The sequence below is a fragment of the Tamlana sedimenti genome (assembly GCF_038148895.1).
Classification (GTDB): domain Bacteria; phylum Bacteroidota; class Bacteroidia; order Flavobacteriales; family Flavobacteriaceae; genus Tamlana.
The window spans coordinates 275359-288799 of the sequence record NZ_JBBVGQ010000003.1 but is presented as its reverse complement, the minus strand read 5'-3'; the positions used below and the strand labels follow the sequence as shown (position 1 = coordinate 288799).

The window sequence follows — 13441 nt, the reverse complement described above, 5'->3', positions numbered from 1 at the left end:
TAATCTTTTTTAATTAAAATTTACTAACTATTTAACAATTTTACTAAATGATGAAAACAACTTTACTAAAGAATTTTTTAACATTTTGTGTAGGAGTCTTCGCTGTGGGGGCTTTAAGCGCACAAACAATCACTTGGACAGGGGCAGTTGACTCTGTTTTTGTAAATCCAGCTAACTGGGACTTGGGGGTTATTCCTTCTGGAACGCATGATGTAGTTATAGACTCAACTACTATCAAACCTTTTTACATTACCTCATTAACAGATGCTGGTAATGGTGATAATTATGTTAACCATTTAAACGGCTCTGGTGGTACCTTAACTTTGGCTGGACCAATGTTGGTTTATGCAGGTGGTGGAAACTATTTTGGTGGCAATTTGACACTTAATGATGGTGCTGACCTAAACATTAGAAACCAAGGACGTTTCGGCCTTTCAGGGAACCCTTCCGTTATTACTATAAATGGAGGTCTTTTAAACACTAAAAACCAATTAATTATTGGTGAAAGTGGCGACTGTACATTCACAATGTGGGGTGGAGAAGTTACTTCTACAACAAATGGTATTATTTTAGGTGGATATGCTGGTAACGGTAAAATTAACCTAAACGGAGGAACACTAACTGTAGCTGGTGGCTTTGCAATCAATGAAGCAGGTGCTGGTACAGGAGAATTGTTTATCAATGGAGGAACATTAATGATGTCTGGAAACCAAGAAACTTGGGCCAATGATTATGTGGCTGCAGGAAAAATTACTTGTAGACCAGGGAAATTAATAGGTGTTGCTTATGACAGTGGAACCGACATGACAACCGTTGTGTCTTATGACCCAGGCAATACTGTTACTTGGACAGGAGCTGTTGATTCAGATTTTACTAACCCTGGAAACTGGGACTTGGGTATTGTTCCTGATGAGTCTGACGATGTTGTAATGGCTGAATCAGCTAACCCAGCTGAATTGACTGTATCTTTAAAATCATTTGATCCTCAAAATAATTTCTTAGAGGGTGCCGTTAGCCATATTTATGGTGTTTCAGGAACGCCGCTTGTTATTTCAGCACCATTGGCAGTTTATGCTGGTGGAGGCAACTATTTTGGAGGTGATTTAACACTTGAGGCAGGTGCTGATGTTAATATGAGAAATCAAGGCCGTTTCGGACAAACAGATAACAATTCTGTCGTTAATATCAATGGAGGTCTTTTAAACACTAAAAACTATTTGATATTGTCCGATAATGGAAATGTAGAATTTAATGTTAATGGTGGAGATGTTACTTCAACAGCTCAAGGTGCAATAATAGGAGGATACAATGGCTATGCTGCTTTAAATGTTAACTCAGGAACAATCACTCTAAATGGATTGGCTTTGGATGAACGTGCTGATCGATCTGGGGCTGGACACATTACCATTGACGGCGGTAGCTTAATTCTTGCTGGTGATCAAGCAGGTATAATTCCAGGATTGATTGCTGATGGTAAATTAAAAGTAGCTCCTGGTAAAACAATATCTACAGCTTTTGACTTTACTAATACAACAATCACTGCTGTTGCAGGTGCTGCACCAAAAGAAGTTGCATACCTTACCAAAGGTAAAACTATGGCTGCTGGAGCTTCTGCAGTTGATAATGATGCTATCATAAGAATGCTACAAGCGGATGCTAATTTTAATGTAACTGTTATCGTTGATCCAGCTAGTGATATTGACCTGTCTGGATACGATTTAGCTATATTTCAAGAAACGTTTGGTTCTAGTGACGCCATTTGGACTGGCTCTGGTGGTATCCAAAATATTGCTATTCCAACCATCATTAACAAAACTTATGCATGGGCTGCAGGAAAAGCAGGTATTACAGAATCTGATGCCGCTGTAACTGAATCTACATCATTATTTGTTCAAGTGCCACATGGTCCTAGAAGAGCAGATCCATTGTTTAGTGGTATTGATTTTTCAGGAGGCAATGATATCAAAATATTTGCAGATTTAAGTACTGATGATATTGGTACCGCAGGTGGTGGTGCAAAAGGGTTCCAAATACTTAACAATATTGACATTGCCAATCCTGGTATTGGTGGTAGCACAGGTTCGATGCATGCTGAAATAACTGCAGATGTTGTTAATCCAGCTGCAGCTATTGTATTTAATGAATTGCGTGCTGGTGTTCAATTAGGAGAAAACGCTGCTGATGTATTGGCTGCTCCAGTTATTGCCTTCTCAATGAATTATGGTGCCATAGCTTTAGGTGATGGTGCAAACATTTCATCTGAGGCATTGACCATTTGGAGAAACGCGGCTTACCACTTAACAGGTATGATTTCACCAAGTACACTTTATGTAAACCCTGATTATTTAAGTGTTGGTGATGAATTGTCTTCTTCAATATCTACAGATGTTAAAGCTGTGGGTAACAGAATTTATGTTTCTAACGTTACTTCTGCTACTCAAGTTAATATTTACAGCATAACAGGAGCTTTAGTTAAGTCTATTAAAACTAATGAAGACACAGACTTTTCATTTAGATCTGGACTTTGGATTGCTACAATCAAAACTGCTGAGGGTTCAAAATCAGTTAAATTTATTACGAAATAATTAGTAGTAAGTTAAACACAAAAATTTAAGTAATAGGGGTGCATATTTTTAATATGCACCCCTTCTTAGTTTTATAGCACTATGTTCTATAAATATCAAAGCTTTCTAGAAGGTGTTTCAGCAGGAATAAATGCATTGATAAGACAAACAAATCATTTTAAATATGGTATTCAGACTTTCTATATTCCATATAGTAGACTTATTTGAATTATTACACTATTATCCTACTTTATTATGCCTTAAAACCAAAGCCTTAGTCATTTAATGTATGGATAAATTAGTTAGTAAGGGTGCTTTATCAACCAAAAATGATAATCTGTCTAAGACCATTGAAGTTTATCCAACTCCAATAAATGGAAAGTTTAATGTCATTTTCAATCAGAAATAAATGAAGTTACTATCGAATTATTAAATATTAATGGTGTGTTAATTTCATCTCAAAAACATAAAAGCATTCAAAATGAACTGGAGTTTGATATTTCGAAGAAACCTAGTGGAATTTACTTTTTAAGGGTGATTGTGAAAGAAGTGATTACTACGTTGAAGTTGGTTAAAAATTAAAGTATTCTTAGCTTATTGTAAATTATTTAATAAAGTAAAAATCGGAACGTTCAAATAAGAACGTTCCGATTTTTTATATCTTCTTTGAACAGTTTACTGCTGATTTTGCTTTTGAAATTTCTTGCTGAATATTAAAAATAACATACCGCATAATAACCAAGCAGGCAGTGTTACAAACGATAAAAAGATATTAAACTGAACTGATATTAAATAAAACAAACCAAAGCTAATCGCCCATGCCCAAAGAACAGACTTATTAAATTTGATATTTGCTTCATCAGCATAGTTTTTTATAATTCCGGCTTTTTCATGAAAGAAGTGTTCAAAAACGATTATGGCACCCACTGGGGCTAAAATAAAGCCATATAAGGCAACAAAATCTAAAAGTTTCATAGCAAAAGCAGGAAACAAGCCAGCTATTGTAGCAATAGTACCAGCTAGAATAGTAACCTTAGCCGTAGAAAGTTTTGGTAAAATAGCTTGAAAAGCCAATCCCGCTCTATAAATGGTCGGGTTTGCTGTAGTCCATCCAGCCAAAACCACCGCAATGATTCCAAAAATACCAATGGCATTATTTGCCAAGGGGCCCGGAGCAACTGGAGGAGCTTCACCGTTTGACAAAAAGACTTGCGCTTCGGGTGTTTTTAAGTAAACCGCATATAACAAGCAGGCTGCAATCCATGCCATATAATGCCCAACGTACATCCCCGCTGCCGTAGTCCAGCCTGAACTTGCTTTTTTAGCAAATCGAAAAACTGATAGGTCGGACATACCAATATGCATGGCACTGTTAGCAAACCAAGACCATATCAATACATGCCAAAACGTGTATTTTAGTTGCCCTGGAAAAGGATCTCCGCCTTCACCCCAAATATCCCAAAACTCTGAAAAATTTGAAACTCCTAATTGCCCTAAAGCTACAATTCCACATGCAACAAAAGCCAGCACAATAACAGGAGACATCCAGTTGGCGGCTTTTGAAACTGTGTCATAACCCTTTGCTGCGATAATGGATATAACGGCACCTAGCAAAAGCACAATGATAATCCAAGTTAAGCCATTTGGTAAGGTATCTGTTAATTTTGGCATAGGCATATCGAATGGAATTCCTACTGCAGTGGCAGAAACGGTAATCATAGACCCAGCCAGAAAACAAAATAGTACGCCATTAGCTAAATTATAAGCCGTGACAAGGTTTTTCCCACTTATTTTTTCAAGTTGAAAATATAGTGTAAGCCTGTTTTTCACCGCAATTTCAGCTGTTAAAAATCGCCAAGAAAGAACAGCCAATAAGTTTCCAAGCAACAATCCTACAAGTAAATCGAACGCACTTACACCAGCAGTTAAGAAAAGTGGACCAATCATAAATTCAGTTCCGGCTGCATGTTCCCCGGCATACATGCCTAAGAAACTTTTCCAACCTTTTAAATTTGATTTTGGTACAGGGGTTCTTTCAAATTCGCCTCCTGCAATGTCTTCAATAATTTCTTCTTCAATGTGGGATAGTGCCATATAGTTTGTGTTTAGTTAGTATTCGTTTTTGTGGTGTTTTTTTATGTTAAAAATTTTTCTCTTAATTCTTCTACTTGATCATCATTTATAGGTACCATTTCACCAAGCGACGCCCCTAAAACAATTGATTTTGCACTAAACTCGGCTACTTCAAGATAATCGAAGGTTTGAAGTAACTTATCGCCGGTTACAATCACTGAATCGTTTTCGATAATCAAGGCGGTCGTACAATTTTCAACAATATCGGAATTATTATTGAATTTAAAGTGTGTACCATATTTCACCATTGGGATATCCTGCAGAAATATCCAGCTTTCTGGAATTGTTCGAACGTTCAAATAAGATTTTGTAACCCCAAATGCCATTAAATAGGGCGATTGTGTCATGATAATAGAATTTACATCAGGGTTGTTATTGTAAATTTCCTGATGAATCCAGGTGGCTCTACTCGGAGTTTTTCCTTTTTCCCTTTTTCCATCTTTTATTTGAACTATATCTTCAAGACTCATGTCCCAACGACTTACATTGGTTGGGGTAATTAAAAAGTCGTTATCCTTCCAACGCATTGATACCGTTCCATAAGAACTGGTCATTAAACCTTGTTCACAGGAACGCTGAACAATTTTACAAATTTGCAAACGTCTTTCAACTTCTTCAGGATAATGTTCCGTGTGTTCCATTTCTGGTAATATATGGGCAGCTTGCTTGTGGAAATTGTCTATTTGTTCGTCTGTTAAATAGTTAGGTGTTCCTATTTGGGAACCGTAAAGAATGGTTCGGGCACAAAACTCCAACATTTCAAAACGCTCAAAAGCATCGGTTAAATCACTGCCACCCAAAACGGTACCGTGATTTTCCATGATTACGGCTTTAAAGCCTTTTTTAAATTCTTCTGCAATAACGTCTCCCAACTTGTTACTTCCGGGAAGCTCATATTTTGCATAACCTATTGGGCCACAAACATGTTTGGCTTGTGAAATAATATTGGTGTTGGGTATTTTACGAACAATGCTGAAAGAAACTAGGGCAGGAGGGTGAGCATGGATGACCGATTTTATATCCGGTCTTGCTTCATAAATGGCCTTGTGGAATGGAAATTCTGAAGAAGGTTTGTGCTTTCCAACAACGGTTCCATCCTTCTTAACACAAATGATATCTGATGCTCGTAATGAGCCTTTATCAATGGCTGATGGCGTTACCCAAATGTCTCCATGTTCATCAATGATTGAAATGTTACCACCAGAGGTTGTGGTCATTCCGCGTTTGTAAATTCGGCTAATAATCCTTGTTATCTGGTCTCTGGGATGCTCTAATTTAATATTCTTTGACATCTTTTTAACTTTTTAATTGAAAGCGTGTTGACATTAACACCAGTTATTACGGCTGAATTTTTTGGCTTAAATTCAAAGGATTAATTATGTTCTATTAATTTATTTAGCTGATGATAAAAGGGACATGCTTTTTTAATGAATAATTCTTTTTGAGAAATTTTGAATTTAATTTTTTATCGGAAATTGAAATCGCGGCACCCAATGCCGAGCCTAACGACGAGTCGGTGGTTCTTAATTTCATGTTTCTGAAATGATGTGATAATAGTTTCACGAATAAATCATTATCGCTAAAACCGCCATCTACATAGAGTCTTTTTATTTCGTCTCCGCCAACAACATCTTTTATACTTTTTACCTGTAATAAAACAAGCTCTGTCATTAACTGGTGATAGGCGTGTTCAAATTTATCAAAGGCAATTTCGGTTGTTGGGGGCATATTTTCACTTGCAATGCTTTCCCATTTGAACATGTGTTTGAAATCTTTCATGATTTCAAAATAAACATCCTGGTCAAACTCTACATGACGATGGTAATCTTCACTTACGCCGAATTGTTTTGCAAGTTTGGCAACCTGTGTTTTATATTCATTGCCTAAAAATAAACGTGTGGCCTTTACCGGTTTTCCGTTTATCCTCATGTAGTTTATAGAATCTTTGGCATCGGTATCGCTAACAATGGGGTTTTCGGTAAACGGATTCAGCGTAATACTCCAAGTACCTGTGGAAACGAGAACGAATTTTTTCTTGACACTTCTCACGTAGGGAAGTAGTGCTGATGAACTATCGTGTATGCCAACGCCTATTTTGATGCGTTTACCATTATAGTTCATGTTAATACTGGTTTCAGTAGAAACAATTGTGGGCAAAATTTTATTTAATTCTTCTTTGTAAACCCACTCATGGTAATCTTTTTTGGTATAGTCCCAAAGTGCGGTATGACAGCCAATACTGGTGTATTCACTTAAGGGTATTCCTGTAAAGATATAACTAAGGTATTGCGGTAAATGTAACGAGTATTTAATTTTTTTGAATACTTCAGGCTTGGTGTGTTTTAACCAATACAATTGCAATCCTGAATTTAAAAGGCTTAAATCAAAACAGCCTGTAGTTTTTAAAAATTCTTCTTTTGGTCCATATTTTTCTAAAAACGAATCAACTACACTTTTGTCAATCGGTTTAGTATAGTTGTAGAGAGGTGTTAAAACTTCTCCATTTTCGTCAATATGAACGAAGCTAGCACCGTAGGTTGAAAAATTAATAGCTTCAATATTGAATTTTGATTCTTTTAGAATATTTTCAAAAACCTTTTTTAGCCATGCTTGAAGAGCAGGCAAGTTTTCTGTAGGGTGACCATCTTCATCTTCAATTTCATCAAACTTAATGTATTCTTTATGAACCTCTTTGAAATCTTTATCGAAAAGGAAGAATTTTTTATTGGTTTTACCAATATCAAATACGGCTGTTACATTAACCATAAAATTATTATAAGCCTGTTGCTACAGTATGTTTACCTCTTTCTTTAATCAATCCGTTTCTAACATCTAAAGAACGGTATGCTTTTATTGGACTTAGTGCGCCACCACTTTCCAGTCTTGCTTTTTCCAAAAGAGGTCTAACATCCGTTCTAAAGGCGTCTTGTAAAATTTCTTGGCATTTTACAACATCGTTTGCCAACTGTGCAGATTTTAATTCGTTTTGGTCAATCAAAAGGGCTTTTGCATAAGCTTCTTGAATAGCTTCCAAAGATTGAATTAAATCTTCCAAAGGATCTTTCACATTATGGCTGGCATCAATCATCCAAGCCAAATCAGGGTTTTGAGGATTGTTTTGCATGCCATATACTAATTCATTAAAAATTAAGAATAGGGCATAAGGTTTAATGCTTCCAACGGTTAAGTCGTCGTCACCATATTTGCTATCATTAAAATGGAAACCACCTAATTTTCCTTTAGACATTAAGATTGAAACAATCTGTTCAATATTGCTGTTTGGTAAATGGTGACCCAAATCTACAAGAGAATAAGCCTTATCTCCACATGCATTTGCCAACATAAAGGATGTTCCCCAATCTTGAATTACGGTACTGTAAAAATTGGGTTCGTAAGGTTTGTATTCAATAAGCATACTCCAATCATTTGGTAAGCCTTTATAGATATCTTTCAAGCTGTTTTCGGTATTTTGAAGTGCCGTTTGAAAGTTGTTTTGCCCTGGAAAACAAGAGCCGTCCGCCAACCAAACAGTTAAGCTTTTAGAACCTAATTTGTCTCCAATTTTAATAACATCCAAATTATGCTGAATAGCCTGTTGTCTCACAGCTTCACTTGTATTGCTCAATGAGCCGTATTTGTATGATTCTTTTGCACCTTTTTGGTCTTGAAACGTATTGGAGTTAACCGCATCAAATTTAATGTTTAAACCGTTGGCCAAATCTTTAATGGCATTGTAATCTTCTGGAACATCCCAAGGAATATGAAGGGAAACAGCACCAGCAGTTTGAGTTAGGGCATGCAAAATACCAATATCCTTAATTTTCTGTTCTAAATTGGAAGGTTCACCGTAAAAAGAGAAGCGTCCAAATCTTGTACCGCCAGCGCCCAATGCCCAACTTGGAATTGCTACTTGAAAATCTTTAAGTTTATTGATGATGTTTTTTACGTCCTTACCTTTTTTTGAAAGGCTGTTTACCAAAAAATCAAAATGGTCGTGGTGAGATTGGAGGTCTTTTTTATTGGTTTCTTGAATATGATTTTGCTCTATTTTCATGGTGCTTACTTTTTAAAAAAAAACTCCCATATATACTTTAATATGCTATGGAAGTTTTTAAACTAAAACTAACTCTAATAACTATCTTACGAATGCGTTTGCCATACCGCCATCAACATTTATAATGTTTCCGGTAGATTTATCTAGTATTCCAACGAAGCTAAAAACGCCATTAGCAATATCGGCAGGTGTAATTATTTCGTTTAATAAATTTCTTTTTGCATAAAAGGCAGGTAGTTCTTCTACGGTAATACCGTTTGCTTTCGCACGGCCTTCTGCCCAGGCACCTTCCCAAATTTTACTTCCTACAATAACGCCATCAGGATTTACGGTGTTCACACGAACTTTGTCTTTAGCCAATTCTGCTGCCAATAAACGTACCATGTGTTGTTGTGCTGCTTTTGCTGTACCATAGGCCACATTGTTTGGCCCTGCAACTAAGCCATTTTTACTTGCAATAGCAATGTAATCGCCACCCAAATTTTGCTTACGGGTAATAGCGGAGAATTGCTTGGCTAAGTCAAACTGACCTTTTACTAAAATGCTTTGCAAAATGTTCCAGTCTTTATCTGTAGTATCTTCTAACGATTTTGAAATTGCTAGACCAGCACTATGTACCACAATATCTACACCACCAAACTCTAAACAAGCCTTTTTGTATGCTGAAGCGATAGATTCTGTATTGGTTACATCGCAAATGGCATAGGTAGAAACATCACGCTTGTATGTTGCATTTGCTTCTTTTAAGCTTTCTTCATTAATATCTGTTAATACAACAACAGCGCCTTCGGCAGCTAACTTATCTGCAATGGCTTTACCAATTCCTCCACCGGCACCAGTAACCAAAGCTATTTTTCTTGATAACGGCTTTTCCTTTGGCATACGCTGTAATTTCGCTTCTTCCAACAACCAATATTCAATATCAAAAGCTTCTTGTCTCGGTAAGGAAGTATATTCTGTTATTGCTTCAGCACCGCGCATTACATTAATGGCGTTGATGTAAAATTCACTAGCGACACGTGTAGTTTGTTTGTCTTTAGAAAAACTGAACATACCAACACCAGGATAAATAATAATTACTGGATTTGGGTCGCGCATTGCAGGGCTATTATCTCTTTTGCAAGTGTTATAATAGTCTGCATATTCTTTTCTATATTGCTCAAAAGCAGGCTCTAATTTTTTAAGAACAGCATCAGCATCGGATAAATCTTCATTGGTGCCAAGTGTTAATACCAATGGTTGGATTTTAGTTCTTAAAAAGTGGTCTGGACAAGATGTTCCCATAGGGGCCAATCTTTCCAAATCGTTGCTGTTAATATATTCCATGACCACATCTCTATCATCAAAATGGCCAATCATTGCTTTTTCAGAAGAGCATAATCCTCTTAATAGAGGCATTAATTGTGCTGCTTTTTCTAAGCGCTCTTCCTTAGGTAAACTTTTAACTTTTTGTCCGCCAAAAACAGAACCTTTTTCTTTAATTTTCTTTTCAATGTATTCAGAAGCCATTTCAATAACTTCTAAACTGTTTATATAACATTCGTAAGAAGTATCACCCCATGTGAATAAACCGTGACTTCCAAGAACAATGCCTCTTATGCCTGGGTTGTCGTTCAAACACTTTTCAAGCTGAAGGCCTAAATCAAAACCAGGACGTTGCCAAGGCACCCAACCCATGGTATCTCCCCAGATTTCTTTCGTCACTTTTTCGCTGTCTTTAGCAGCTGCAACGGCAATAAGTGCATCTGGATGTAAGTGGTCAATATGTTTAAAAGGTAACAAACCATGTAGAGGTGTATCAATTGATGGCGCTTTACTATCTAAGTCGTAAATACAGTGATTGAAAAGTCCAACCATTCTATCTTCATCAGCTAAACCGCCGTATACATTTTTTAAATCACGTAATCTATTGGTATATAAACCTGCAATTCCAGAACGTGTTAAAGTACCAATGTCTCCTCCAGAACCTTTAACCCACATTACTTCAACATCTTCGTTTGTCAATGGATCTTTCTCAATGGTTTTACAGCTTGTATTGCCTCCTCCATAATTTGTAATTCTTAAGTCTGCGCCCAATATGTTAGAACGGTATAAAAACAAACCTACTTGGTCATCTCCAAAAGATGCTGCTTTTTTTTCGTCCCACAAATAATCTACGTGTTTAAAATTTTTGGTTAGTGTACTCATAAGATTTATTAAAATATTTCAAAGCGAAATTATGCTAATTAGAAAAAGTTTCTATCCTGTACTGTACTGCATTAAAAAATTAATTTCAGTTGTATTTGAAGTGGGGAAGTCAAAATGGTGGTTAACCTTTCTAAAGTTACGAAATTAAATAGGGAACTACAAAAAAAATTGTCGGATTGGATATTGATTATCAGGAAATAAAAAAACCTACGGATAATTTCCATAGGTTTTTAAAATTTTGCGGAGAAAGAGGGATTCGAACCCCCGGAGGTGTGACCCTCAACAGTTTTCAAGACTGCCGCATTCGACCACTCTGCCATTTCTCCTTGAGTGCCTCATCAAGCTATTTGCCTGAATGCGGGTGCAAATATAGAACCCTTTTTTAATTCTTTCAAATAAAAGACAAACTTTTTAAATAAATTTTAGTAGTTCTGTAAATCACATATTTTGTCCAAGAATATGTAAAAAACAAAAACACAAACCTTATTTTTGCACAAATATATTAGTACAAAATGGATATCATAAAACAGCTTGAATGGCGCTATGCAACCAAAAAGTTTGATGCAACCAAAATTCTTTCTGAAGAAAAATTAAACATTGTAAAACAGGCATTTAACCTTACTGCAACTTCGTTTGGTCTTCAAACCATTAAACTCATCGTTATTGAAGACAAAGAGTTAAGGGTGCCTTTGGTAAAGCATGCCTATAACCAAAAGCAAGTTTTGGATGCTTCTCATTTATTGGTAATATGCATCCAAAAAGACATTCTGCAAGACGATGTTACCAATTACTACAATAATATCAAAGGCATTCGCAACACTCCGGAAAGCATTTTACGTCCGTATAGGGAAGATCTTATAAAAATGATGGAAAAGATGACCGTGCAACAACGCCAACGCTGGTCCACCAACCAAGCCTATATTGCCCTTGGTAATTTAATGACGGTATGCGCTATGGAGGGTATCGATTCGTGCCCAATGGAAGGGTTTGCCCCTTCAAAATATGATGAAATCCTTCAATTGGAAGAAAAAGGATTAATGTCTGTTTTGCTTCTGCCCATTGGGTACCGTGCAGCAGACGATATGTTCTCAGGGTTCAAAAAAGTCAGAAAACCTTTAGAAGAAGCGGTAATAGAAATGTAACCAATTAGGGCGTTCCCCAGGGTCGGGCTTTCGGCAGTCGCTTCACGCCCTTGCGTGAGAGCTTCAACAAATGCCTCAATCCCTAACGCAAGCACCACGTTAAAAATTAGAAACACCAACTCATTATGCCAGGATTCGAATTATTTGGAGATTTAGAAAGAAAAGAAGTCAACGATGTTTTAGACAACGGCGTACTCATGCGCTACGGATTTGATGGCATGCGAAATGGCCATTGGAAAGCAAAGGAACTAGAAGCAGAGCTTCAAAACACATTTCAATCCAAACATGTACAACTCGTTTCTAGTGGAACTGCTGCTGTATCCATTGCTTTGGCATCAGCAGGCGTGGGTGCAGGTGATGAAGTAATTATGCCAACATTTACTTTTGTGGCCAGTTTTGAGGCTATTATGATGTTGGGCGCCGTCCCCGTATTGGCAGATATTGATGATACGTTAGGGCTTGATTCCGAAGCTGTCAAGGCAGCAATTACCTCGAAAACCAAAGCCGTAATGGTAGTACAAATGTGTGGTAGTATGGCCAACATGGATGCTTTGAAGGCTGTTTGTGATGCGCATAAATTGCTCCTAATTGAAGATGCTTGTCAAGCTATTGGGGGTTCATACAAAGGAAAACCTCTTGGAAGCATTGGCGACCTCGGGTGTTTTTCATTCGATTTTGTAAAAACAATAACTTGTGGTGAAGGCGGAGCAGTGGTTACAAACAATGAAGCCTACTATTTAAATGCAGACCATTACAGCGACCATGGCCATGACCATATAGGCCATGATAGGGGAGCCGAAACCCATCCATTTTTAGGTTATAATTTCAGGATTTCAGAGTTACATGCCGCAGTAGGCTTGGCCCAGGTTAAGCGTCTGCCAGAATTTCTGGAAATCCAAAAAATGAACTTTGATATCATCAAGAGAGCTTTAGCTCAAATTCCACAAGTTACGTTTAGAACCGTTCCTGAGGGTGGTATAGAAAGTTGTGCCTTTTTAAATTTCTTTTTACCTGACTTGGAAACGGCAACCAAAGTTTCTGAGGCTTTTAAAAATAATGGAATAGATGCGTGTTTTCATTATTACAACAATAATTGGCACTATATCCGAAAATGGGAGCATTTAAAAAACTTGAAATCTCTATACCCAATTTCTCATGAAGTTAAAGAAGGTTTAAGATATCTTAATGAAAAATCATTCGAAAAATCAGACCATTATATTGCCCGCAATATCTCTTGTTTGATAAAATTATCATGGACAAAAGATGAAGTTGAAAAAAGAGCAAATAAAATGGTTGAGCTTATTAATTCGGTGGTAAATTAAATGTTCAGAACAATTTTGTAACTTTATTTGATAAAACCC

The 13441-nt window shown here is 36.8% G+C and carries 9 protein-coding genes and 1 tRNA gene; 4 read left to right on the top strand and 6 right to left on the bottom strand.

Features of this window, described 5'->3' with window-relative positions; all coding sequences use genetic code 11:
• The first annotated feature begins 47 nt into the window (after positions 1 to 47).
• Both WJN01_RS09595 and WJN01_RS09590 read left to right on the top strand, forming a co-directional pair.
• Complete coding sequence (locus tag WJN01_RS09595; RefSeq protein ID WP_445196936.1) at positions 48 to 2585, top strand: hypothetical protein; 2538 nt, start codon at positions 48 to 50, stop codon at positions 2583 to 2585.
• Between the two features lie 384 nt (positions 2586 to 2969).
• The gene (locus WJN01_RS09590) at positions 2970 to 3146 is read left to right on the top strand and encodes a T9SS type A sorting domain-containing protein (protein ID WP_445197071.1); all 177 of its coding nucleotides are present in this window, start codon (positions 2970 to 2972) and stop codon (positions 3144 to 3146) included.
• A gap of 93 nt (positions 3147 to 3239) precedes the next feature.
• On the opposite strand, the gene WJN01_RS09585 is transcribed toward WJN01_RS09590, so the two are convergent.
• The 6 genes from WJN01_RS09585 to WJN01_RS09560 all read right to left on the bottom strand — a co-directional run bounded on the left by WJN01_RS09585 (position 3240) and on the right by WJN01_RS09560 (position 11264).
• On the bottom strand, positions 3240 to 4658 hold the full coding sequence (locus tag WJN01_RS09585) for a purine-cytosine permease family protein (RefSeq protein WP_445196935.1): 1419 nt from the start codon (positions 4656 to 4658) through the stop codon (positions 3240 to 3242).
• Positions 4659 to 4699: 41 nt separating this feature from the next.
• Positions 4700 to 5989, bottom strand: coding sequence for a class II aldolase/adducin family protein (locus WJN01_RS09580; protein ID WP_445196934.1), 1290 nt, complete (start codon positions 5987 to 5989; stop codon positions 4700 to 4702).
• A gap of 103 nt (positions 5990 to 6092) precedes the next feature.
• On the bottom strand, positions 6093 to 7463 hold the full coding sequence (locus WJN01_RS09575) for an FGGY-family carbohydrate kinase (RefSeq protein WP_445196933.1): 1371 nt from the start codon (positions 7461 to 7463) through the stop codon (positions 6093 to 6095).
• Positions 7464 to 7470: 7 nt separating this feature from the next.
• Positions 7471 to 8751 carry a sugar isomerase gene (locus WJN01_RS09570; RefSeq protein WP_445196932.1) on the bottom strand — a complete coding sequence of 427 codons (1281 nt, stop codon included), beginning with the start codon at positions 8749 to 8751 and terminating at the stop codon, positions 7471 to 7473.
• Positions 8752 to 8832: 81 nt separating this feature from the next.
• Positions 8833 to 10938 (bottom strand): bifunctional aldolase/short-chain dehydrogenase, encoded by a 2106-nt coding sequence (locus tag WJN01_RS09565; protein WP_445196931.1) that lies wholly within the window; start codon positions 10936 to 10938, stop codon positions 8833 to 8835.
• A gap of 241 nt (positions 10939 to 11179) precedes the next feature.
• Positions 11180 to 11264 (bottom strand) — tRNA-Ser (locus WJN01_RS09560).
• A gap of 186 nt (positions 11265 to 11450) precedes the next feature.
• Between WJN01_RS09560 and WJN01_RS09555 the strand changes: the two genes are divergently transcribed.
• Both WJN01_RS09555 and WJN01_RS09550 read left to right on the top strand, forming a co-directional pair.
• Complete coding sequence (locus WJN01_RS09555) at positions 11451 to 12080, top strand: NAD(P)H-dependent oxidoreductase (protein WP_445196930.1); 630 nt, start codon at positions 11451 to 11453, stop codon at positions 12078 to 12080.
• Positions 12081 to 12205: 125 nt separating this feature from the next.
• A complete protein-coding gene (locus tag WJN01_RS09550; protein WP_445196929.1) occupies positions 12206 to 13402 on the top strand; it encodes a DegT/DnrJ/EryC1/StrS family aminotransferase in 1197 nt (398 codons plus the stop codon).
• The last annotated feature ends 39 nt before the right edge of the window (positions 13403 to 13441 follow it).